The organism is Plantibacter sp. MCCC 1A11337 (assembly GCF_013349365.1).
Classification (GTDB): Bacteria; Actinomycetota; Actinomycetes; order Actinomycetales; family Microbacteriaceae; genus Plantibacter; species Plantibacter flavus_A.
This window is the reverse complement of the sequence record NZ_JABJWX010000004.1, coordinates 298,156-320,659: the sequence shown is the minus strand read 5'-3', so window position 1 is coordinate 320,659 and position 22,504 is coordinate 298,156. Positions and strand designations below refer to the sequence as shown.

The 22,504-nt window shown below is 69.7% G+C and carries 22 protein-coding genes and 1 pseudogene; 8 read left to right on the top strand and 15 right to left on the bottom strand.

Annotated features, from left to right (window positions below; genetic code table 11):
- Positions 1–66: 66 nt before the first annotated feature.
- Positions 67–1,149, bottom strand: a complete 1,083-nt coding sequence (locus HOW07_RS16155; protein WP_079002701.1) for an FUSC family protein — start codon at positions 1,147–1,149, stop codon at positions 67–69.
- 117 nt (positions 1,150–1,266) lie between these two features.
- Here HOW07_RS16155 and HOW07_RS16150 point away from each other — a divergent pair, with 117 nt between their 5' ends.
- Positions 1,267–2,379 carry an acyltransferase family protein gene (locus HOW07_RS16150; RefSeq protein WP_071262385.1) on the top strand — a complete coding sequence of 371 codons (1,113 nt, stop codon included), beginning with the start codon at positions 1,267–1,269 and terminating at the stop codon, positions 2,377–2,379.
- Here HOW07_RS16150 and HOW07_RS16145 read toward each other — a convergent pair.
- Positions 2,369–3,289: an NADP-dependent oxidoreductase gene (locus HOW07_RS16145; protein WP_175117819.1), complete on the bottom strand. Its 921-nt coding sequence runs from the start codon at positions 3,287–3,289 to the stop codon at positions 2,369–2,371. The two genes, HOW07_RS16150 and HOW07_RS16145, sit on opposite strands and share 11 nt — an antisense overlap.
- Before the next feature lie 117 nt (positions 3,290–3,406).
- On the opposite strand from HOW07_RS16145, the pseudogene HOW07_RS16140 reads away from it, so the two are divergent.
- A pseudogene (locus HOW07_RS16140) lies at positions 3,407–3,892 on the top strand (DedA family protein); the annotation flags it as partial.
- Between the two features lie 144 nt (positions 3,893–4,036).
- On the opposite strand, the gene HOW07_RS16135 reads toward HOW07_RS16140, so the two are convergent.
- From HOW07_RS16135 to HOW07_RS16115, 5 genes are all read right to left on the bottom strand, one after another.
- Entirely contained in the window at positions 4,037–5,524 is a 1,488-nt protein-coding gene (locus tag HOW07_RS16135) for an amino acid permease (RefSeq protein ID WP_175117818.1), read from the bottom strand.
- 250 nt (positions 5,525–5,774) lie between these two features.
- A complete protein-coding gene (gene rpsO / locus HOW07_RS16130; RefSeq protein WP_056012204.1) occupies positions 5,775–6,044 on the bottom strand; it encodes a 30S ribosomal protein S15 in 270 nt (89 codons plus the stop codon).
- A 102-nt stretch (positions 6,045–6,146) separates the two neighbouring features.
- Positions 6,147–6,935: a hypothetical protein gene (locus HOW07_RS16125; RefSeq protein WP_139205493.1), complete on the bottom strand. Its 789-nt coding sequence runs from the start codon at positions 6,933–6,935 to the stop codon at positions 6,147–6,149.
- A gap of 148 nt (positions 6,936–7,083) precedes the next feature.
- Positions 7,084–7,713, bottom strand: coding sequence for an FMN reductase (locus tag HOW07_RS16120; RefSeq protein WP_079002705.1), 630 nt, complete (start codon positions 7,711–7,713; stop codon positions 7,084–7,086).
- Positions 7,710–8,873 (bottom strand): LLM class flavin-dependent oxidoreductase, encoded by a 1,164-nt coding sequence (locus HOW07_RS16115; RefSeq protein ID WP_175117874.1) that lies wholly within the window; start codon positions 8,871–8,873, stop codon positions 7,710–7,712. The genes HOW07_RS16120 and HOW07_RS16115 overlap by 4 nt, the downstream gene beginning before the upstream one ends.
- Before the next feature lie 151 nt (positions 8,874–9,024).
- Here HOW07_RS16115 and HOW07_RS16110 point away from each other — a divergent pair, with 151 nt between their 5' ends.
- Together HOW07_RS16110 and HOW07_RS16105 are read left to right on the top strand one after the other, a co-directional pair.
- Positions 9,025–10,134 (top strand): M4 family metallopeptidase, encoded by a 1,110-nt coding sequence (locus HOW07_RS16110; protein WP_175117817.1) that lies wholly within the window; start codon positions 9,025–9,027, stop codon positions 10,132–10,134.
- 41 nt (positions 10,135–10,175) lie between these two features.
- On the top strand, positions 10,176–10,448 hold the full coding sequence (locus HOW07_RS16105; RefSeq protein WP_064294474.1) for a protealysin inhibitor emfourin: 273 nt from the start codon (positions 10,176–10,178) through the stop codon (positions 10,446–10,448).
- Positions 10,449–10,481: 33 nt separating this feature from the next.
- Here HOW07_RS16105 and HOW07_RS16100 read toward each other — a convergent pair whose 3' ends face one another.
- Entirely contained in the window at positions 10,482–11,522 is a 1,041-nt protein-coding gene (locus tag HOW07_RS16100) for an LLM class flavin-dependent oxidoreductase (RefSeq protein ID WP_079002707.1), read from the bottom strand.
- 168 nt (positions 11,523–11,690) lie between these two features.
- Here HOW07_RS16100 and HOW07_RS16095 point away from each other — a divergent pair, with 168 nt between their 5' ends.
- Complete coding sequence (locus tag HOW07_RS16095) at positions 11,691–12,332, top strand: hypothetical protein (protein ID WP_175117816.1); 642 nt, start codon at positions 11,691–11,693, stop codon at positions 12,330–12,332.
- A gap of 36 nt (positions 12,333–12,368) precedes the next feature.
- Here HOW07_RS16095 and HOW07_RS16090 read toward each other — a convergent pair whose 3' ends face one another.
- Together HOW07_RS16090 and HOW07_RS16085 are read right to left on the bottom strand one after the other, a co-directional pair.
- On the bottom strand, positions 12,369–12,650 hold the full coding sequence (locus HOW07_RS16090) for a YdeI/OmpD-associated family protein (RefSeq protein ID WP_137243255.1): 282 nt from the start codon (positions 12,648–12,650) through the stop codon (positions 12,369–12,371).
- An 84-nt stretch (positions 12,651–12,734) separates the two neighbouring features.
- Entirely contained in the window at positions 12,735–13,166 is a 432-nt protein-coding gene (locus HOW07_RS16085; protein WP_064294478.1) for a pyrimidine dimer DNA glycosylase/endonuclease V, read from the bottom strand.
- 151 nt (positions 13,167–13,317) lie between these two features.
- Here HOW07_RS16085 and HOW07_RS16080 point away from each other — a divergent pair, with 151 nt between their 5' ends.
- Positions 13,318–14,634: an MFS transporter gene (locus HOW07_RS16080; RefSeq protein WP_175117815.1), complete on the top strand. Its 1,317-nt coding sequence runs from the start codon at positions 13,318–13,320 to the stop codon at positions 14,632–14,634.
- 3 nt (positions 14,635–14,637) lie between these two features.
- Here the strand turns inward: HOW07_RS16080 and HOW07_RS16075 are convergent, their stop codons facing one another.
- Both HOW07_RS16075 and HOW07_RS16070 read right to left on the bottom strand, forming a co-directional pair.
- Positions 14,638–15,168: an adenine phosphoribosyltransferase gene (locus HOW07_RS16075; protein ID WP_086473902.1), complete on the bottom strand. Its 531-nt coding sequence runs from the start codon at positions 15,166–15,168 to the stop codon at positions 14,638–14,640.
- An 88-nt stretch (positions 15,169–15,256) separates the two neighbouring features.
- Positions 15,257–15,631: an FKBP-type peptidyl-prolyl cis-trans isomerase gene (locus HOW07_RS16070; protein WP_121291767.1), complete on the bottom strand. Its 375-nt coding sequence runs from the start codon at positions 15,629–15,631 to the stop codon at positions 15,257–15,259.
- A gap of 329 nt (positions 15,632–15,960) precedes the next feature.
- Between HOW07_RS16070 and HOW07_RS16065 the strand changes: the two genes are divergently transcribed.
- Entirely contained in the window at positions 15,961–16,863 is a 903-nt protein-coding gene (locus HOW07_RS16065; protein ID WP_371743699.1) for a fumarylacetoacetate hydrolase family protein, read from the top strand.
- Positions 16,864–16,937: 74 nt separating this feature from the next.
- Here the strand turns inward: HOW07_RS16065 and HOW07_RS16060 are convergent, their stop codons facing one another.
- From HOW07_RS16060 to HOW07_RS16050, 3 genes are all read right to left on the bottom strand, one after another.
- On the bottom strand, positions 16,938–18,416 hold the full coding sequence (locus HOW07_RS16060) for an aspartate ammonia-lyase (RefSeq protein WP_079003955.1): 1,479 nt from the start codon (positions 18,414–18,416) through the stop codon (positions 16,938–16,940).
- Between the two features lie 177 nt (positions 18,417–18,593).
- The gene (locus HOW07_RS16055) at positions 18,594–19,496 is read right to left on the bottom strand and encodes a phosphodiesterase (RefSeq protein ID WP_121291769.1); all 903 of its coding nucleotides are present in this window, start codon (positions 19,494–19,496) and stop codon (positions 18,594–18,596) included.
- Between the two features lie 64 nt (positions 19,497–19,560).
- Positions 19,561–21,012, bottom strand: coding sequence for an NCS2 family permease (locus tag HOW07_RS16050; RefSeq protein WP_064294483.1), 1,452 nt, complete (start codon positions 21,010–21,012; stop codon positions 19,561–19,563).
- Positions 21,013–21,147: 135 nt separating this feature from the next.
- On the opposite strand from HOW07_RS16050, the gene HOW07_RS16045 reads away from it, so the two are divergent.
- The gene (locus HOW07_RS16045) at positions 21,148–22,425 is read left to right on the top strand and encodes a uracil-xanthine permease family protein (protein WP_079002712.1); all 1,278 of its coding nucleotides are present in this window, start codon (positions 21,148–21,150) and stop codon (positions 22,423–22,425) included.
- Positions 22,426–22,504 lie beyond the last annotated feature (79 nt).

The following is a 22,504-nucleotide window of genomic DNA, read 5'->3' as shown; positions in this document are numbered from 1 at the left end:
ATCACGGTCCGCCGTCGGCCAGCCTAGCAGAGGGGGGTTCGGCGATCCCCGGAACGACACGGATCCTCAGGTGATGGGCGGGGTGCCGGGAGCGGCCGGAGACGCCGCGCGGCGGCGATCGCGTCCCCAGGACACGAGCAGGAGGAGCATCGCGACGGCCGCTCCGAGGAGGGTGTCGAGCACCCGCTCCCCCACGATCGCGAGCACCGGCTGCTTCGACGAGGACGTGCTGATGATGAGCACGAGCGGCGTGATGAAGACGAGCGCCAACGCGTAGTGCCGGATGACGACGAGCTCGATCGTGAACTGCAGGGCGGCCAGCACGAGGGCGAGGACGTAGCCGTGCGGCTGGAGCGAGGCCACGGTGAGGAAGATCCCGGCGCCGACGACCGTCCCGAGCACGCGGTGCACGCCGCGTGTCGCGCTCAGGGTGCGCGAGTGCCCGACGCTGAGGATCGCGACGGCGGACCCGGCGATCCAGTACCCGTGACCGAGGCCGAGGACCGCTCCGAGGACCGCGCTGATCGCGAGCGCGACGGTGAGGCGTGTCGCGATCCGGCGGTCGGTCGCGCTCAGCCGGTACTCGGGGAACAGCACGCGCATCGGCGTCGGCTTCCCCGCGCCGCGGCGGACCGCCGGCACGAGCAACGGCGCGACGACCACCAGGAAGGCGAAGGCCGAACCGGCCGCCACGAGCAGGATGACCAGCCCGCCGTCGAGCCCGGCGCCGCCGATCGGGACGGGCGCGGTCAGGTGGCCGGCGATGCCGAACACGAGGATGAAGAACAGCGCGCCCGGAGGGCCGAGGACGATGCCCTGCACCAGCCAGATCACCACCGACCCGACGACGATGAGACCGACCGCGGTCAGCGGCCGAGAACCCGACATCGCGACACCCAGCGCCGCGGCCGTGACGAGTCCTGCTCCGATGAGCGGCAGCACCCGCAGACGGTCCCGGCGGCTGAGCGGCGCGCAGTAGAGCGCGGTGAACGCCCCGAGGCCGGTGAGCAGGCCGAGCGGCGTGAGTCCGAAGAACGTCGCGACCGCGACCGGCACGGCCATCGCTATCGCGGCAGTGAGGGCGGCCGGCCAGCGCTTGGGCGATGGCGCGAAGCTGATCAGCGAGGTCTTCAGACCGCGTTCAGCCATCCGGTCCTCCGCTCTCGTGCAACCATCCAACGCTACGCCATCCTGAGCCGGGTGCCCGGGCCCCGTCGTCGCGCGGGCCGCCCCGGGCTACGCTGGTGCGGACCCCAGGAGGTGACGTTGACGCATCCCGCGCCGGCAGCCGCTCGCCCGAAGCAGCGCGTCCCGTTCTGGGACAACGCCCGTTTCGCGTGCATCACGCTCGTGGTCATGGGCCACGCGATCCAGCGTCTGACCTCCGAGTCCGACCCCGCGCTCGTCGTGTACCTGTTCCTCTACGCCTTCCACATGCCGGCGTTCGCGATCATCAGCGGGTACTTCTCGAAGTCGGCCCCTCCCGGACGACGACAGATGCGTCGGGTGATCACGGACATCCTCGTGCCCTACCTGATCATGGAGGGGATCTGGTCCCTCGTGCAGTTCCTCGTCGAGGGCAAACGCGCGTTCAACCCGACCCAACCGTCGTGGACCCTCTGGTTCCTCCTCGCGCTCGGCATCTTCCGCCTCGTCCTGCCCTATCTCGCCCTCCTGCGCTGGCCATTGCTCTGGAGCGTGGTGATCTCGATCGGCGTCGGCTACCTCGACAACGTCGACAGCACGTTCTCGCTCTCGCGCGCGCTCGGGATCCTGCCGTTCTTCGTACTCGGGTGGCAGATCAACCGGTGGCGGCTCGTGGACCGCTGGCGTCTCGTCCGTACGAGGGCCTGGTGGATCCGGATCGCCGCCGCCGTCGTCCTCATCGCGTGGGCGGTCGTCCTCGTCCTCGGGATCGACCTGTGGCGCCGCATCGACCTGCGCTACTGGTTCTTCTACGACCGGGGGTACACCGCGCTCGGGAACGAGGACGGGACGGGCGGCCTGGTGCGACTCGCGGCCATCCTGCTGGCCGTCGTCCTCACCGCGGCGTTCTTCGTGCTCGTCCCCCGCGGCCAGTCGTGGATCACCCGGTACGGACAGTCGACGATGTACGTCTACCTGCTGCACTCCTTCGTGCTCTATCCCCTGCGAGAATCGGGCGTCCTCACCGACACGGGCAACCCGGACCTCGTGCTCGTCGGCCTGCTGGTGCTGTCGGTCCTGATCGTCATCGTGCTCTCCAGCGGACCCGTGCGCCGCATCACGAGACCGCTCATCGAACCCCGCGCGGCGTTCATCTTCAGTCGCAAGCGGGCCTTCGACCCGGAGCCCCCTCGGAGCGACCCGACCGGATCCCGCCGCGACGTCACGAGGTGACGAGGACGACCTTCCCGCGGACGTGACCGTCGATGAGGTGGCGGTAGGCGTCGACGACCCGCTCGATGGGCCACACGCTGTCGATCGGGAGGACGATCTCACCCCGCGCGATCGACTCGCCGAGCGCTGCCAGCTCGTCAAGCGTCGCGTCCTGTCCGCCGACGCCGCGGAACCCGTGCTCGGCGGCGAAGGGTCGGTCCGCGATCGTGTTGACCCGCTCCGGCGCGACGCCGAGATCGCGCGCCAGCTCGAGGGTCGGCCGGCCGTGCGTGTCGATGACGGCGGTGATCCCGCCGGGGGCCGCCTCGAGGACACGCTCGCGCAGGCCGTCGCCGTACTGGACGGGGATGACGCCGAGACCGCGGAGGAACTCCTGATTGGCCGCACCGGCGGTGCCGAGCACGACCGCGCCGGTCCGCCTGGCGAGCTGCGCCGCGAGCACGCCGACCCCGCCGGCCGCAGCACTCACGAGCACCGTGTCCGACTGCTGGACGCCGACGGCGGCCACCGATGCGATCGCCGCGCGTCCCGCGATGTCGAGGGCGCCGGCCTGCTCGATGGTGAGCCCGTGCGGCACGTGGTGGAGGATGCCGGCCGGAGCGATGAGGAAGTCCGCCTGCGCGTGGAACCGGTGTCCGCCGTACACGTGGTCGCCCGTCGTGAATCCCTGGACACCGCTCCCCACGCCGTCCACCACCCCGGCGAAGTCGTTGCCGTTCCCGCTCGGCACGTCCCGTCCAAAGGAGGCGAGCGCTTCGGGTGATGACGCGAGCTTGTGGTCGACGGGGTTGAGCCCTGCGACGAGGACACGGACTCGGACCTCGTCGTGGCCGGGCACCGGGATGTCGCCCTCGACGAGGTGGAACACCTCGGGGCCACCGAACCGGTCGAACCGCACGAACCTCGCCATGATGCCTCCTCCGCCGGCTTCCGCCGACCTCCATGCTCACACGCTTCCCGGGCGAGGACCACCCTGGCCGCAGCGGACGTCACGCGCCGTTCACCCGGCCGAGCGAGAATCACGCGCATGGCATGGGTCGATGAGCTGCAGACGGCGATCACGGCGTGGTTGCTCGAGATCGCCGCGTCGGGCTGGGTGTTCCCTGCGCTGTACCTGCTGACGGTCGCCGACGCCTTCCTGGTCGTCCTACCGAGCGAGACCGCGGTGACGGCGCTCGGAGCGATCTCGGCGTCGAGCGGCTCGCCGGACCTCGCCCTCCTCATCGGCGTGGCCTGGGCGGGCGCCGTGACCGGCGACGTGTCCTGCTACCTCCTCGGTCGGCGGATCGGGACGACGCGGTTCGCCTGGATGCGGCGCCCGCGGGTCGCGGGCGCGATCGGACGTGCGGGCGTCGCCCTCGAGCGCCGCGCCGCGGCAGCCATCCTCACCGCGCGCTACATCCCGTTCGCGCGCATCGCGGTCAACCTCGTCGCCGGGGCGAGTGGTCTCCGCCCCCGTCGGTACCTTCCGATCACGGTCCTCGCAGGGCTCGCCTGGGCACTGTGGAACGTGGGCGTCGGAGCCGTCGTCGGCCGCTTCCTCCCGGATCAGCCGGTACTCGCGACCGCCGTGTCGATCGTCATCGCGGTCGGCCTGGGCGTGGCCGTCGACCGGATCAGCGCCGCCCTGGCCGCACGACGGCGACGGACACGGGCCTCACTCGACGAGCTCGCCCCGCGCCTTCTTGCCGACGATGGAGTGCCGGCGGCTGTAGGCGAAGTAGATGATGAAGCCGAGCGCCAGCCAGACGAAAAACCGCACCCAGGTGAGGGTCGTCAGGTTGAGCATGAGCCAGACGCAGAGCACCGCTGAGAGGATCGGGAGGAACGGCGACCACGGGACGCGGAACGCGCGCGGCAGCTTCGGGTACTTCTTCCGCAGCACGATCACGGCGATGCTGACGAGCACGAACGCGGAGAGCGTGCCGATGTTGATCATCTCCTCGAGGATGCCCACGTCGGTCAGGCCGGCGATCAGCGCGACGAGCGCGCCGACGATGAGCTGCACCCGCACAGGTGTCTTGCGCTTCTCGGAGGTGACACTGAGTGAGCGCGGGAGCAGGCCGTCGCGGCTCATGGCGAAGACCACGCGGGCGAGGCCGAGCAGGAGCACCATGATGACGGTCGTCAGGCCGGCGAGGATGCCGATCGAGATCACCTGCGCGGCCCAGTCCGCGCCGACCGCGATGAACGCCGTCGCGAGCGAGGGGTCCTCAGCCTCGGCGAGCGTCGTGTACGGCACCATGCCGGTGAGGACGAGGCTCACGCCGACGTAGAGGACGGTCACGATGGCGAGGCCACCGAAGATGCCGCGCGGCAGGTTACGCTGCGGGTTCTCGACCTCCTCCGCGCTCGTGGCGACGACGTCGAACCCGATGAAGGCGAAGAAGACGAGTGAGGCACCGGCGAGCAGACCGAAGACGCCGTACTGCGCGGGCGCGGCCCCCGTCATGAAGGAGAACAGCGACTGCGACCAGGCATCGGACGCCCCGCCCTTCGTCGGGACCTCGTCGGGGATGAACGGCGTGTAGTTCGCCGCCTTGACGAAGAAGGCGCCGACGACGATGACGAAGATGACGATCGCGACCTTGATGATCGTGAAGACGCTCGCGACACGCGAGGACAGCTTCGTACCGAGGACGAGCAGGGTGGTGAAGATCGCGACGATGACGAACGCGCCCCAGCTGACCTTGAGCCCGAAGACGTCGAGCTCGCTCGGCACGTCCCAGCCCCAGAGCAGGAAGACGTTGCTGAGGTAGATGCCCCAGTACTTGGCGATGACGGCGGCCGCCGTGAGCATCTCCAGGATGAGGTCCCATCCGATGATCCACGCGAGGAGCTCACCGAGGGTGGCGTAGGTGAAGGTGTAGGCGGAGCCGGCGACGGGCACCGTGGAGGCGAACTCCGCGTAGCACATGATGGCGAGGGCACAGGTGACGGCCGCGAGGATGAACGCGAGCGACACAGACGGGCCCGCGTAGTTGCCCGCGGCCTTGGCTCCGACGGAGAAGATGCCCGCGCCGACCGCGACCGCGACACCCATGATCATGAGGTCCCAGGTGCCGAGCGTGCGCTTCAGGCTGCGCCCTTCGACGCTGGAATCCGCGAGGGAGTCCTCGATGCTCTTCGTCCGCCAGATGCTCATGGTGCTCCTTGCCGTGGTGCGGTACCTCGTGGCCTCGCGCGAAGCCGACTCTCGACCTTGCCAGATGCGTGGCCCATGGTCGAGTCACGGACGAGTTTTTCTGCAGCTGTGGGGTTCCCCGTGGAACACGAACGGGCCGTCATCCGAGTGGATGACGGCCCGTCACGAAGAAGCTCGCGGTGTCAGCGCCCTTCGACAGGCTCAGGGACCGTGGGTCCGGTGAGTCGCCGGAGGGTTCAGAGCTGCTTGCCTAGCGGCGGAGTCCGAGGCGCTCGATCAGCGAGCGGTAGCGCTCGATGTCGACGGCCTGGAGGTAGCCGAGGAGGCGGCGACGCTGTCCGACCAGGAGCAGCAGGCCACGACGCGAGTGGTGGTCGTGCTTGTGCTCCTTGAGGTGCTCGGTGAGGTCCTTGATGCGGCGGGTCATGACCGCCACCTGGACCTCGGGGGATCCGGTGTCACCTGGGTGGGTTGCGTACTCTTCGATGATCGCCTTCTTACGGTCTCCTTCAAGCGCCATAGTGGTGATCCCCTCTCTGTTCGTTGCGCGGTGCCCGTCGCCTGATGCGTGGGCTCTCTTGATCCGCGGCCGTTCGACGGCAACCTTGTGATTCTAGCAGGTTCAGAGCGAAGGAGGTTCGCGGTGCGTCGAGCGCCGCTTCGCGTTCGCCCGCTCCTCCGCCTCGGTGGCTGCGACCCGGCGCCGACGACGCAGTACGAGGATGAGGGCGAGCGCGATGAGGTCCAGAACCAGGAAGGCGAGGAGTAGCCAGACCCAGAGCGGAGGTCCGGCACCGGCGCTCGGCGCAGGCTCGGCCGCGGCCTCCGCCGCCTCGGCCGTCGTCGTGGAATCGTAGACGAGCCGGACCGGGTCGCCGAGCGTGGCCCCGCCGTCGGCGTTCGTCGACACGAGGGCGAGGGTGATGTCGTACTCCCCCGCGTCCGCTCCGCGAAGCCACTGGGTCATGTTGATCCTGGTGGACCATCCGCCGTCGCTGCCGATCTCGATCGGCTGCCCGTCGAAGCGGAACTCGGTCGCCCCCGTCCCGCCGGTGGACTGCAGGTCGCACGAGGCGTCGTCTGCCGTCGAGCTGCTGAAGCAGGCCTTCGCCGAGTCGTAGAGGTCGATCGAGCGCCAGTAGGACAGCACGACGTCGGCACCCGCGTCGGCGGTGCCGGTGACGTCGAATCCGCTCACCTGCTCGCCGTCCAGGGTGTAGTCGACGCGGTAGACGGTGTCGCCATCGGTCGGGCTCTCGATCGTGCCGGTGCCGGCGGCCGACGCGGGAGCGGATGCGGCGAGCGGCAGGACGACGGATCCGGCGCCGAGCGACACCGCCACCACGGCGAGCGCCGCGGCACGAGCGGCACGCTGCAGCAGCGGACCGAGTCGACGCACTCCGGGGATCACCTGGCCACCACTCCCTCCGGCGACGCCGGACGGCGACGCACGCCTCCAGTATCCCAAAGTCCGGGGTGCCGAGCCTGGGAACGACGGAGGCGGGGACCGCACCCGGCGGTCCCCGCCCGCATCGGGGCGGTCGGGCGGAGTCGTCCGATCAGGCCCCGCGACCACCGAGCAGCTCGGAGAACGGGCGGTCGAGCGCGAACGGGTCGTTCAGGCGCCCGGAACGGTCCGAGGCCGCCACGAGTGCGCTCAACTCACCGGCCGCACGGTCGATCCGCGCCGGCAGGGCGCCGAGCTGCGCGTCGCCCGTCCCCCAGTCCTCGGAGGCCGCGAACACGGCGGTCGGCACGGTCACCGCCCGCAGGTAGGCGAACAGGGGACGCACGGCGTATTCGAGGGCGAGCGAGTGTCTGGCCGACCCACCCGTCGCACCGAGGACGATGGGCACCCCGGTCAGAGCGGTCGGCTCCACCACGTCGAAGAACGACTTGAACAAGCCGGAGTAGCTGGAGGAGAAGATCGGCGTCACGGCGATGACGCCGTCTGCGCCGGTCATGGCTTCGATCGCCTCGGACAACCGTGGACTGGGGAACCCGGTCAGCAGGTTGTTCGTGATGTCCTGAGCCAGGTCGCGCAGCTCGATCGACGTCGTCTCGACGTCATAGCCGTCCTGCTCGAGGTGAGCCACGGTGGCGTCGCGGAGGCGGTCGGCGAGGAGGCGCGTCGACGACGGCTGGCTGAGGCCGGCCGACACGACGGCGAGCGTGCGCTTCGCGGTCATCGCGTCCCCCCGACCGCCGCCGCGCCGAACGCCGAACCGGATGCGACCCGGCTCGTCTCGACCGCACCGGAGCGCGAAGCGAGTTCCGCCTCAGCGGCTGCGACCATCGACGCGTGCGTCGGCGCCTCCGGAACGTCGGCCGGACGGTCCTTCGCGAACTCCTTGCGCAGCACCGGCACGACCTCGCCGCCGAGGATCTCGAGCTGGTCGAGCACCGTCGCGAGCGGGAGCCCGGCGTGATCCATGAGGAACAGCTGACGCTGGTAGTCGCCGAAGTGTTCGCGCATCCCGGCGTACCGGTCGATGACCTGCTGCGGGCTGCCGACGGTGAGCGGCGTCTGCTCGGTGAAGTCCTCGAGCGTGGGCCCGTGACCGTAGACCGGGGCGTTGTCGAAGTACGGCCGGAACTGGGCGACGGCGTCCTGCGAGTTCTTCGCCATGAACGCCTGACCGCCGAGTCCGACGATCGCCTGCGCGGCCGTGCCGTGTCCGTAGTGCTCGAACCGCTGACGGTACAGCTGGATGAGCCGCATGTAGTGCTCCTTCGGCCAGAAGATGTTGTTCGCGAAGAAGCCGTCGCCGTAGTAGGCCGCCTGCTCGGCGATCTCGGGACTCCGGATGGAGCCGTGCCACACGAAGGGCGGAACGCCGTCGAGCGGTCGCGGTGTGGACTGGAAGCCCTGCAGGGGGGTGCGGAACTGGCCCTGCCAGTCGACGTAGTCCTCTCGCCACAGGCGGTGGAGCAACGCGTAGTTCTCGATGGCGAGGTTGATGCCCTCGCGGATGTCCTTGCCGAACCAGGGGTAGACGGGCCCCGTGTTGCCACGGCCCATGATGAGGTCGACCCGGCCGCCGGCCAGGTGCTGCAGCATGGCGTAGTCCTCGGCGATCTTCACCGGGTCGTTCGTGGTGATGAGCGTCGTGCTCGTCGAGAGGATGAGGTCCGTGGTCTTCGCAGCGATGTAGCCGAGCATGGTCGTGGGACTCGACGGGACGAAGGGCGGGTTGTGGTGCTCGCCGGTCGCGAAGACGTCGAGACCGACCTCCTCCGCCTTCACGGCGATCGCGACCATCGCCTCGATGCGCTCGTGCTCGGTGGGCGTGATCCCGGTGGTCGGGTCGGTGGTGACATCCCCCACCGTGAAGATTCCGAATTGCATCATGCGCTCCCACTCGTTCTTTCATGCATTTGCATGGATATCAAGGACAACGGCGTTCACACCCGCGCTATTCCCGGCCCGTTCGGCATCCTGTCCACAGCGCGCCGCGCGAGCCGGACGCCGTGTCGGCGGGCTATGGCAGGATCACCGCATGAACGGCTCACCGAACCCTTCGCCCAGCACGCCGACACCCGCCTCTCGACACGTGTGCGGCATCGTCCCACCCTGGTTGCTCGAGCGCATCGCCGGACTCGACGCTCCGCAGCTCGCTCGCGCCGCCAGTGCCGCGCGGTACTCGCTGCTCGCCACGCGACCATACCGCTTCCCCGAGCCCGGGTCGGAGCGGGCCGCCGATCCCGTGCGCGGCGCCACGGCCGGCAAGCGTCCGGTCGGCACCCCGGAGCGCAGCATCCACGACGCCGAGGGGACCGAGACCCTCCCGGGCACGCTCGTCCGCTCGGAGGGCGAGCCCGCCACCACCGACGCTGCGGTCTCCGCCGCCTACGACGGCCTCGGCGACACCCACGCCCTCTTCGCCGAGGCCTTCGCGCGCGACTCCATCGACGGCCGCGGGCTGCCCCTGCTCGCCACGGTGCACTACGGCGACGACTACGACAACGCGTTCTGGAACGGCGAGCAGATGGTCTTCGGCGACGGCGACGGGGAGGTCTTCCGCAGCTTCACGAGCTCCCTCAGCGTCATCGGCCACGAGCTGGCCCACGGCGTGACGCAGTACACGGCGAACCTCGTCTACGAGGGGCAGCCCGGAGCGCTCAACGAACACGTGTCCGATGTCTTCGGCGCCCTCGTCGAACAACACGCGCGCGGCGAGGACGCGGCATCGGCGTCCTGGCTCATCGGCGAAGGCCTCTTCACGGACGAGGTCGAGGGCAACGCTCTGCGTTCCATGCTCGCCCCGGGCACGGCCTACGACGACGACGTCCTCGGCAAAGACCCGCAGCCGGCGCACTTCGACGACTACATCGAGACGACCGACGACAACGGAGGCGTCCACCTCAACTCCGGCATCCCCAACCGGGCGTTCGCGACGCTCGCCGTCGCCCTCGGCGGCAATGCCTGGGAGCGCGCGGGGCTCATCTGGTACGACACCCTCGTCGGCGGTCTGTCGGAGCGCGCCGACTTCGCGACCTTCGCCGCGGCGACGATCGCGGCGGCCTCCGCCAGGTTCGGTGTGGATTCGGAAGAGCACATCGCGGTCGGGCAGGCGTGGGCGCTCGTCGGTATCGAGCCGTCCGCCTGAGCGTCGTGGCAGCGCCCGGGCTCGCGGAGTAGCATCGCGGCATGAAGGTCACGGTGACGAGGAGCGGCGGTGTCGCCGGTCTCACCCGACGCTGGGAGGTCGTCGTCGACGAGCAGCCCGACGTCGACCGGTGGATCGTCCTGCTCGACCGCCTCCCGTGGGACGACACCCCACAAGGACCACCGGTCCCGGATCGGTACGTCTACCGCATCCGATGCGCCCCCAAGGAGGCCACCCTCGGCGAGCAGCAGCTCACCGGTCCCTGGCAGGAACTCGTCGAACGGGTGCGCGCCGTCCAGCCGCCACGCGACTGACGATTCCTCGCCGGTCGCATGACCCCGACGGCGTCAGCGCTGCGGGAAGCGCTCCGCCAGCAGTTCGATCGTCCGCTCACGTGCGGGCGCCGAGTTCGACGGCGTGCCCTCCCGTGCCGACCCGACGGGCGACACCATGACCTCGTCGACACCGAAGCGGTCGGCGAGACCCTGCAGCTCTGCCGCAGCCTGGTCGGCGTCGCCGATGATCCAGGCAGCGCGCATCTGCTCGACGAAGCCGAGCTCGAGATCGCTCTGCTCGGTGGCGGCAGCCTCTTCGACGGTCGCGATGGGTCCGAGCGGCTTGCCGGAGCGCAGTCGCGCCATCTGCTGCAGGTTCGGGAGCGCCAACGCTTCTGCCTCGGCGGCCGTGTCGGCGACCACGGCGTTCGCGGTCAGGAAGGTGCGCGGCGCGTCGAGATGTGCGGACGGCTGGAAACTGGACCGGTAGAGCTCGAGGGCCCGAGCCGTCCCCTGGCCGGAGAAGTGGTGCGCGAAGACGTAGGGCAACCCGAGTGCCGCGGCGAGCGCCGCCGAGTAGTCGCTCGATCCGAGCAACCACACGTCCGGCACGCTGCCGGCCTTCGGCGTCCCCCGCAGGGCGTACTCCTCGCCGGAGGTCATCCGCACGCTCGCGCCGTCGACGCCGAGGAGGGCGACGATGTCCTGCACGTTGTTCGGGAACCGGTCGACGTCGCTCGTGTTGCCGGACTGGCGGAGCACGGCGGAGATGACCGGGTCGCTGCCCGGTGCCCGGCCGAGGCCGAGATCGATGCGGCCGGGCGCGGAGGCCTCGAGGAGCGCGAACTGCTCGGCGACGACGAGCGGAGCGTGGTTCGGGAGCATCACGCCGCCGGAGCCGACCCGGATCCGCTGCGTGGCGGCGGCCAGGATGCCGATGACGACCGCGGGGTTCGTCGATGCGACGGACGGCATGTTGTGGTGTTCGGCCACCCAATACCGGTGGTACCCCAGCTCGTCGGCGCGCTTCGCCAGGGCGATCGTCGCTGCGAGGGCAGCCGCGGTGTCCTGGTCGGTGCGGACGGGGATGAGATCCAGTATCGAGAGTCGCATGGTCACCTTTCGTCGCGCTGCCGAACGGCGACAGACGCATCAGGGTGCAGCGCTCGGACGGCCCGACATATTCCGCCTCGGCCACCGCAGTGGATTCCCAGGGCGATCCAAGCCGGATGCCACACCTGACGCGTACGCTGGATGCCCGCGACCCTGAAGGAGCACAGCATGGGATTCCTCGATCGACTGCTCGGACGCCCTGAGTCCGATGGACCTGTCCAGGCGACGGGTGGTGGGAGCCCCGCCCCGACCAGTGCGCGGACGGAGGACGAGATCGCCGTCGAACGGTACCGCTACCTCCTGCGGACCGCGCCGCCGGAGACCATCGAACAGGTCCACGAAGAGGCCTTCACGAAGCTCACCCCCGAGCAGCGGGGCACCCTGTACCGACAGCTGTCGGAGGGCGCTCCGACCGGTGAGGCACCGGCCGACGACTCCCCCAAGGCCCTCGCGCGTTCGGCCACCAGGGCCGAAGTGCGGCAGCCCGGGACCCTCGAGCGGAACCTCGGTCCGCAGGGCGGCGGGATGGGCTTCGGAGGGATGCTGGCCAGCTCGATGCTCGGCACCATCGCCGGGGTCGTGGTCGGTTCGGCCATCGCGCAGGCGTTCATTCCGGACACCGTCGGAACCGAAGCAGCAGCCGATGCCGGTGCCGATCAGGGTGGTGCCGAGGCCGGGGCAGGAGACGGCGAGACGACCGACGCCTCCGCAGCCGACACGTCCGCCGACGGCGGTGGCTGGGGTGACGGTGGATTCGGCGACTTCGGAGGCGGCGGCGACTTCGGTGGCGGCGGCGACTTCGGGTTCTGAGCCCTGCCGACGCCCGGTCGCGGCACCATGCGTCCGTCAGCGCCGCTGACCACCCGCGGTTCGCGCCGGAGCGGCCGTCCGGAGCTCCACGGCCCGCTGGGCGAGCAACTCGATGACCGCTTCGATCCGTGCATCCCGGTGCGCGTCGTCGGATCGCTCCACCCACGTCGCGAGTTCCCGCTGTGCGCTGTTCGGCAGGCCGCGGAAGAACGACAATCGACCGGCGTCGTCGATCGCCTCCTCGAGGTCAGGCCGCAGCCGCACCACCGTGCCGGTCGCCGAGAGCGGCGCGGCTCCCACATCAGCGTGTCTGCCCATGCGGCAACGGTAGTGGGTCAGGCGGCAACCGTCGAGCGGCTCGGTCCTGACCGACCTCGGCCGGGTCGTCGGGCCGTCGGGACCTCAGGCGAGTTCCCACGAGGCGACGCCACCGCCGACGACGACGAACACCGGGTGCGGCTGCGGTCGCCAGACCTTCGCCCATCGGGACGCGACGTCCGGGCTGCGTCCGAGCAGGTGCCGCCGCAGGTTGCCCCATTCGTAGTCGAGCTGACCGTCGGTCACGACGAGGGGGTCCCGGAGGACGCCGGAGGCGACGACCCGCGCGCGGTCGAAGACGATGTCGCGCTCCTGCGCCTCGTCGGCGACACCGTTGAGATAGGCCGCGATCGCCTCCAACGGTTCGTCGGCCTCGAGGAAGCGCTGGAGCTGCGGGTGTGCACGGAGACTTGATCCTGGCTCCTGCAGGACCCGTTGGGCGATCAGCCCTTCACGCCAGGACGACGTCAGCGCCTGGGCGTCGAAGTACCGGGGATGGATCGACCAGAGACGCATGACTCCATCCTGCCCGAGGGCGCTGACAACCGACTCCGGGCAGCCCCTGCCCCTCGCCGCAGCGCATGACCCTCGCCGTGGAGCCCTGCCGCGACGCGCGTAGGCTGAGGTGCATGTCTGAGCGCGCCACATCCCGTCGCCCGATGCGCCGGTGAGCGCTGCACCCGGATCCGGCCGGCGCGGGCTCCTCGTCGATCTGAGTCCGCTCCGGGAGAGTCCCGCCTTCGCCCGCCTGTGGATCGGCGGGGCGATCACCGGGATCGGCGGCCAGATGACCATCGTCGCCGTCGGCCTCCAGATCTACGACCTCACCGCGTCGACGTTCGCCGTCTCGCTCGTGGGCGTCATCGCCCTCATCCCGATGATCTGCTTCGGGCTCTACGGCGGCATGCTCGCAGACGCGTTCGACCGACGCACGGTCGCCCTGACGGCCGCCGTGGTCACGTGGGTGTCCACGGCGATCATCGCGGTGCTCGCCTGGAGCGGCTCCGAGGTGGTCTGGCCGCTGTACCTCCTCACGACGATCAACGCCGTGTCGACGACCATCGTCGGGACGACGCGGCAGGCGATCCTCCCCCGGCTGCTGCCGGCCCGCCTCCTACCGTCCGCCGCGGCGTTGTCCGGCATCGCCGCGGGGGTCATGGTGACGGTCGGACCAGCACTCGCAGGCGTCCTCGTGGCCGGCGTCGGATTCCGCTGGACCTACACGATCGACGTCGTGCTGTTCGTCGCCGCCTTCCTCGGAATCGCGTCGCTGCCGAAGATCCTGCCCGAAGGGGGCGTCAGTCGACTTCCGGGCCTCGCGAGCCTGGTCGACGGCTGGACCTTCCTCCGGACGGCCCCCAACGTCCGGATGACGTTCATCGTCGACATCGTCGCGATGACGTTCGGCAATCCCCGGGTGCTCTACCCTGCCGTCGGCACCCTGCTGCTCGGCGGCGGGGCGATCACCGTCGGGGTCCTGACCGCGGCCGGCGCGGTCGGCACCCTGCTGTCGAGCCTCGTCTCCGGACGACTCGGCCGGATCGACCGTCAGGGCCGCGCCATCGAGCGGGCCATCATCGTCTACGGGCTCGCCATCGCCTCCTTCGGCGCGGTCCTCGCGTGGGTCACGTTCTCCGGAACGGCGACGCGCGATCCCGCCGACGCGAACCTGCCCGCCATCGTGATCGCGGCGATCGCCCTCGCCGTCGCCGGAGCGGCCGACAACATCAGCTCGATCTTCCGGATGACGATCCTCCAGGCGGCCGTGCCGGATGCCGTCCGAGGCCGGTTGCAGGGCGTCTTCACCGTCGTCGTGACCGGCGGACCCCGCGTCGGCGACCTCTACATCGGTCTCGCGGCTTCGGCCTTCGCGCTCTGGGTACCGGCTCTCGCCGGCGGACTCCTGGTCGTCGTGCTCGTCTGGACCCTCGTCCGCGTCCAGGGGGCCTTCCGCCGCTACGACGCCCGGACGCCGACGCCGTAGCGTCTAGGCGGGAGCCGTGGCGATCGAGAAGACGTCGCGACCGCTGAGCGAGGCTCGGCCGGGCAGCCCCTCGAGCTCGAGCACCAGCCCGAGCCCTGCCACCTCGTATCCGGCGCGCTCGATGAGGTTGACCGCAGCGCCGCAGCTGCCGCCCGTCGCGAGCACGTCGTCGAGGATGAGCACGCGCGTCCCGGCCGGCAGCTGCTCGGTGCGCAGTTCCAGGGCGGCGGCGCCGTACTCGAGTCCGTAGTCCTCGCGGAGCACCTCACCCGGCAGCTTGCCCGCCTTGCGGATGGGGACGAGTCGCGTGTGGGTCGCGTACGCGACCGCCGCGGCGAGCAGGAACCCGCGGGCCTCGACACCGGCGACCGCGTCGAAGCGACCCTCGAAGCGCGACGCCAGCTCGTCGATGATCGCGCGGAAGGCGTCGGCGTCGGCGAAGACCGGGGTCAGGTCGCGGAACAGGATGCCGGGCGTCGGGAAGTCCGGAATGGTCGCCGTCAGGCGGTCGACGTACTGGGTTGCGGTGGTCATGTGGTCCTCGTTCGGTCTGGGAGACATGCGACACCCCTCGCCTCCACGACGCGTCGGTCGAGAGAGACGAGGGGTGACCTGCGGATGGTTACTTGACGCCCAGGAGGTCGATCACGAAGACGAGCGTCTGGCCCGAGAGCTGGTGGCCGCTGCCGGCAGGGCCGTAGGCGAGCTCCGGAGGGACCGTGAGCTTGCGACGGCCGCCGACCTTCATGCCGGGGATGCCGTGCTGCCAGCCCTGGATGAGGTTGCGCAACGGGAAGTTGATGGACTGCCCGCGGCTCCAGGAGGAGTCGAACTCCTCGCCGGAGTCGTAGCCGACGCCGAGGTAGTGGACGTCGACGGTCGAAGAGGCCTGCGCCTCGTCGCCCTCGCCGAGGAAGATGTCCTCGACGACGAGTTCGGTGGGGGCCGGGCCCGTGGGGGCGTCGACCTCGGGCTTGGTGCGTGCTGAATCGGTCATGACTCCATCCAAGCAGTTCCGCCCGATCGGTTCACGCGGATTTCGCTGAGCGCGTGACGCCCCGGGCCGACGGCGGGTGGTGTGGTCGTCGCGTCACACCCGGTACTTGGGGGTTGCGGGCCGTGGCACCCAGGTGCATGCTGGAGGGACAGACCAACTCATCGCCCGGGCGACTCGCAGGCAGTGCCGCAGCACCGGGCGATGAGTCTGTCCGGGGCCGTCGCCCGAGGATCCGCCTCGCATCCCGTTGCGTCGTGTCCGGGCACCCGCAGCTCGGACCGGTATGTCCACAACGCCCGCGCCCGACGCGCCTGCGATACCGTAGACGGGTGAAGTTCGCCCATTTCGTCGCCACAGACCACCAGCCGAGTACCCCCGCAGAGCCGCGGGTCCGACTCGCCGTCATCAGCGACACCGGGGCGGTGTTCCTCGACGAGATCCTCGAGGACGCCCCGCGCGACCTCCAGGAGCTCATCGAGCGCGGCCCGGCCGAGCTGGACCGTGTACGGAGCTTCGTCGAGACGTCGCTCGCCCACGGTGTCAGCGGAGAACCCCTCGACGGGCTCGTCCACGCGTCCGCGGTCCTCCGTCCGCCGACGATTCTCGCGGTCGGGCTCAACTACTCGGCGCACTCGCAGGAGCTCAACCTCAAGACCGACAACGCCCCCACCATCTTCGGCCTGTGGGCGAACTCGCTCACCGGGCACGAGGGCACCACAAGCTGGCCCGCGGCGATCAGCGAGCAGGTGGACTACGAGGCGGAGCTCGGTGTCGTCATCGGCCGGGCCGCTCGCGACGTCGATGCGGCGGATGCGCTCGGCTACGTGTTCGGGTACACCGTCGTCAACGACATCACGGCCCGCAACATCCAATACTCCGAGGCGCAGTGGTCGCGCTGCAAGTCCTTCGACGGGTTCACCCCGACCGGCCCGGTGGTCGTGACCGCGGACGAGATCCCCGACCCGCAGGACCTCCACATCTCGACCGTCCTCGACGGCGTGACGCTCCAGGACTCCTCGACCAGCCACATGGTCCGCAGCGTCGCGACGCTCATCGAACACTTGTCGGGCTCCGCGACCCTCCTGCCCGGAACACTCATCTCGACGGGCAGCCCGGGCGGCGCGGGATACTCGCGCGACCCGCAGGTCTTCCTGACCGACGGCGCGACGGTGACCGTGTCCGTCGAAGGCGTCGGATCGCTCACGACGCACTGCGCGGTCACCGCCGGGTAGTCAGTCCCTCACAGCACACGACGAAGCCGTCCGGACCAGGGTCCGGACGGCTTCGTCGTGTGCAGCCGCGTCGGTCAGCGACTCGGGTCGGAGTCCGCGCCCGGGATCGGCAGATCGATGATCGGGATGGCCGAGGTGACGGCCTCGATCCCCGAGAGCCGCGCGGGCGAGAGCTGCTTCGTCACCTCGTCGCGCGTCATGAGGTTGGCCTCGACCACGAGGTCCGCGACGTTGCGGCCCGTGAGCAGCGCGGTCTTCGCGAGCGCCGCAGCCGACTGGTACCCGATGAACGGGGTCAGGGCGGTGATGACACCGACGGACGCGCCGACCATCACCTCGAGTCGTTCCTCGTTCGCCGTGATGCCGTCGATGCAGTTCACCCGCAGCGTCTTGCACGCCTGCGCCATCCAGACGATGCTCTGCAGCAGCGAGTGGGCGATGACCGGTTCGAAGGCGTTGAGCTGCAACTGCCCGGCCTCGGCCGCCATCGTGACCGTCATGTCTGCGCCGACGACGCTGAACGCCACCTGGTTCACGACCTCCGGGATGACCGGGTTGACCTTGCCCGGCATGATGCTCGATCCGGCCTGCCGTGGCGGCAGGTTGATCTCGCCGAGCCCGGCCTGCGGACCGCTCGACAGCAGACGGAGGTCGTTGCAGATCTTGGAGAGCTTGATGGCGCTCCGCTTCAGGGTGCCGCTGAACGACATGAACCCGCCGGCGTCGCTCGTCGATTCGATGAGGTCGGGCGCCGTCGTGAGCGTGAGGCCCGTGATCTGGTTGAGGTGACGGACGACGGCTTCCGCGTAGCGCGGGTCGGCGGTGATCCCCGTCCCGATCGCGGTGGCGCCGAGGTTGACCTCGGCGAGCAGCCAGAGGGTCTCGTGCAGACGGTCGTAGTCCTCGGTGAGCGTCGTCGCGAAGCCGTGGAACTCCTGTCCGAGGGTCATCGGGACTGCGTCCTGGAGCTGCGTGCGTCCGACCTTGAGGACGTGGGAGAACTCGGCGGACTTGGCACTGCACGAGTCGCGCAGCAGGCCGAGCTCCGTCAGGAGGAACTGCAGCGAGAACGCGAGCGCGATCTTGATCGAGGTCGGGTAGACGTCGTTGGTGGACTGCGACCGGTTGGTGTCGTCGAGCGGGTGCAGGTACTGGTATTCGCCCTTGGCGTGGCCGGCGAGCTCGAGCGCGATGTTCGTGATCACCTCGTTCGCGTTCATGTTCGTCGACGTGCCCGCACCGCCCTGGATCACGCCGACGAGGAACTCCTCGTGGAAGTCACCGTCGATGATGATCTGGCACGCGCGATCGATGAGGTTCGCCTTCGCCGGGTCGAGGACCCCGATCTCGGCGTTCGCGCGGGCGGCGGCCTGCTTGACGCTCGCGATGGCGACGACGAGGTCGGGGTAGACGGAGATCGGACGCTTCGTGATGGGGAAGTTCTCGAGCGCGCGTGCCGTGTGGATGCCCCAGTACGCGTCGGCCGGGATCTCCATCGAACCGAGGGAATCCGACTCCGTCCGGGTCTCGTCGCTGTTCGTCCTGTCCGCCATGTCGTCGTCTGCTCCAAGGGTGGTGGGGATGCTGCTGCTGGTGGTGCTGATCGTCACTCGTGGCTCCGTTGCCTGGTGGGTGGATGTCCCCTCCAGCGTAGCCGGGCGCGATCCCCGATGCCGCTGCGGTGTCTCGGACACGAGACGGTTCCGTGCCTGCGGTTCAGCTCCCGTGGGTCACCGCTTGCGCGAGAACGCCTCGAGCCGCTCGGCCGGGCTCAGGGCGGCCATGCGGTCGACGAACGCCGCGCTGAAGGTGTCGGCGGTGGTGTAGTCGCCCAGCGGCACCGTCGAATGGGTGATGCGGTCGTCGTACACGTGGACGAGGTTGAACGACTGCCCGCCGAACATGCCGTTCACCTCCGACGACGGGCGTGAGAGGTTCATCGAATAGCAGCTCGCGCTCGCGACCTGGACGGGGATGCCCGCGAAGGTGCTCGAGGTGGAGTAGTGCAGGTGGCCGCCCAGGATGGCGCGCACGTCGCTCCCCCGCAGCACGGCCTCGAGCCGGTGCTGATCGCGGAGTTCGAGGATGTCGAAGAACGGGACGCTCGAGGGCACCGGCGGGTGGTGCATGGCCAGGATGCTTCCGAGGGGCGCCGGGGTGGCCAGGACCGTCTGCAGCCACTCCAGCTGGCTGTCCTCCAGCTCGCCGTGATGCCAGCCCGGGACGGTCGAGTCGAGACCGATGACGCGCAGTCCGCCGAAGTCCCAGACGGCGTCGAGCGGCTGCTCCCCCGCCGGGAGGTCGAGCAGCTCCGTCCGCATGACCGAGCGCTCGTCGTGATTGCCCATGAGCCAGACGATCGTGGTGCCGAGGCGTGCGGCGACGGGCTCGACGCGCTCGCGCAGGCGACGGTACGCGTCGGCCTCGCCGAGGTCGGCCAGGTCGCCCGTGAACACCATCGCGTCGGGCCGGAGCTGCATCCGCTCGATCTGACGGAGGGCCTGCTCCAGGTTGGCCTGCACGTCGACCGCGTCGTAGAGGCGTCGGCCGTCGGCCAGGAGGTGCGGATCGCTCAGATGGACGATGACCCTCTCGGGAGCCGGGTACTGACCGAATCGGACGTCGGAAGTCATGGCACGAGTCTAGGACGCACCCCCGACGGAGCCGTCGGCCGTCCGCGGACGGCCGACGGTCCGGTCAGGACGCGACGCCGAGAAGCTGCTCGATGGGTCCGCGGGCGAAGAAGACGAGGAACCCGGCCGCGACGACCCACAGCAGCGGGCTGATCTCGCGCGCCTTCCCGGACAGGGAGCGGAGCACGACCCAGGCGATGAAGCCGGCGCCGATGCCGTTGGCGATCGAGTACGTCAGCGGCATGACGACGACCGTCAGGAACACCGGGAGCGCGACCGAGAACTCGGTCCAGACGATGTCCTTGATCTGTGACATCATGAGCGTCCCGACGATGACGAGCGCGGCGGCGGCGACCTCGGAGGGCACGATCTGCGTGAGCGGCGTGAAGAACATGGCGAGCAGGAACAGCGCGCCGGTCACGAGGTTCGCGAGGCCGGTCCGTGCCCCTTCACCGATGCCCGCGCCGGATTCGATGAAGACGGTCGAGGAGGAGGACGAGGTCGCGCCACCGGCGACCGCGCCGACACCCTCGACGATGAGCGCCGAGCGGAGTCGCGGGAAGTCGCCCTTGGCGTCCGCCACACCGGCCTCCTTCGAGAGCCCGGTCATCGTGCCCATGGCGTCGAAGAAGTTCGTGAACACGAGGGTGAACACAAGCATGAGCGCGGCGAGGACGCCGATGCGCTCGAAGCCGCCGAAGCTCACCTGGCCGAGCAGGCTGAGGTCCGGGACCCCGACGACCTGCGTGGGCAGGGTCGGGACGCTCAGGTTCCAGCCACCGGCGTTCTCGCCGCCGTTCGAGGCACCGACCTTGAAGATCGCCTCCGCGATGATGGCGATGATCGTCGAGGCGACGATCCCGATGAGCAGCGCCCCCTTGATCTTGCGGGCGACGAGCACGCCCGTGAGCAGCAGGGAGATCACGAAGACGGCGGTCGGCACCGTGGCGACCGAGCCCTCGATCCCGAGCCCGACCGGCGGCGAACCGGCGCCCGTCGACCGGACGAAACCGGCGTCGACGAAGCCGATGAACGCGATGAAGAGACCGATGCCCACGGTGATCGCGATCTTCAGCTGGATGGGCACTGCATTGAAGATCATGGCGCGGAGGCCGGTCGCCGCGAGGAGGACGATGATCAGACCGTTGATGACGACGAGCCCCATCGCCTCGGCCCAGGTGACCTGACCGACGACGCTCACGGCGAGGAACGAGTTGATGCCGAGACCCGCCGCGAAGGCGAACGGCAGGCGTGCGACGAGTCCGAAGAGGATCGTCATGACACCGGCGGTCAGCGCGGTCACGGCCGCGACCTGGGCGAAGCCGAGTTCGCCACCGGTGACGTCGGCCGAGCCGCTCAGGATGATCGGGTTGAGGATGACGATGTAGGCCATCGCGACGAAGGTCACGAGCCCGCCGCGCACCTCGCCTCCGACGGTCGAGCCGCGCTTGCTGATCTCGAAGAAACCGTCGAGACGCTCTCGGAACGAGCGCGGAGCGGTGGGCGTCGTGGTCACTGGACCTCCTGGGTCTGCATCGAAGCAACCAGCGTACCGGCACGGCGGACCGCCCCGCGACGACCGGGATGCGAGGGTGCCGCTACGATCGGCTGGACCCCTTAATCGGCACCCTCCTCACGGAATCGAGCTCACATGGCGCTGCCCTGGACTCTGCACGGCGACGGCAAGCACGTCCCGACCCACGCGATCGTCGGCCCCGGTGAACGCCTCACCTGGCCGCGGACCATCGGCCTCGGCATGCAGCACGTCGTCGCGATGTTCGGTGCCACGTTCCTCGTCCCGGTGCTGACCGGGTTCCCGCCCACCACGACGCTGTTCTTCTCGGGCGTCGGCACTCTCCTGTTCCTCGTCATCACCAAGAACCGCGTGCCGAGCTACCTGGGCTCGTCGTTCGCCTTCATCGCCCCCATCTCCGCTGCGGTCGCGAGCCAGGGCATGGGCAGCGCCCTCTTCGGCATCCTCGCGGTGGGCCTCCTCCTGGCGCTCGTCGGCGTCGTCGTGCAGGTCACGGGAACCGGGTGGATCGATGCACTCATGCCGCCGGTCGTCGCCGGTGCCATCGTCGCACTCATCGGGTTCAACCTCGCCCCCGCCGCGAAGAACAACTTCGTGGCGGCTCCGATCACCGCCCTCGTGACGCTCGCGGCCGTCATCCTCTCGACCGTGGTGTTCCGAGGGATCCTCGGTCGACTGTCGATCGTCATCGGTGTCGTGGTCGGGTACATCGTCGCGGCGATCCGCCAGGAGATCGACTTCTCGAAGATCGCGGACGCCGCATGGGTCGGGCTCCCCGAGTTCCACCTCGCGGACAACCCGATCTCGAACCCGGCGGTCTGGGCGGTCCTCCCGGCGTTCCTCCCCGTCGTGCTCGTCCTCATCGCCGAGAACGTCGGCCACATCCGGGGCGTCGCACAGATGACCGACGCCTCCGTGAACAAGCAGACCGGTCGCGCACTCCTGTCCGACGGCCTGGCGACGATGCTGGCCGGCTTCGGCGGCGGTTCGGGCACGACGACCTACGGCGAGAACATCGGCGTCATGGCGGCGACACGGGTCTACTCCACGGCGGCCTACTGGGTCGCCGGTCTGTTCGCGGTCCTCCTCGGCCTCTCCCCCAAGGTCGGTGCGGTCATCAACACCATCCCGGCGGGCGTCCTCGGCGGCGTCACGACGGCCCTGTACGGACTGATCGGCATCATCGGCGTGAAGATCTGGCTCGACAACAAGGTCGACTTCTCGAAGCCCGTCAACCAGTTCACCGCGGCGACGGCCCTCATCATCGGCATCGCCGACTTCACCTGGGTGGCGGGTGGTGACGTCAGCTTCAACGGGATCGCGCTCGGCACGATCGCCGCGATCGTCATCTACCACGTGATGTCGACCATCGGTCGCTGGCGGAAGACCGCCTGACCCGTCCGGTGCGGGTGCGTCAGCGCGGTGCGCCGGCGCCAGCGCGGGTCGTACGCGTGAGCGCGGGTCTCTGGAGCCC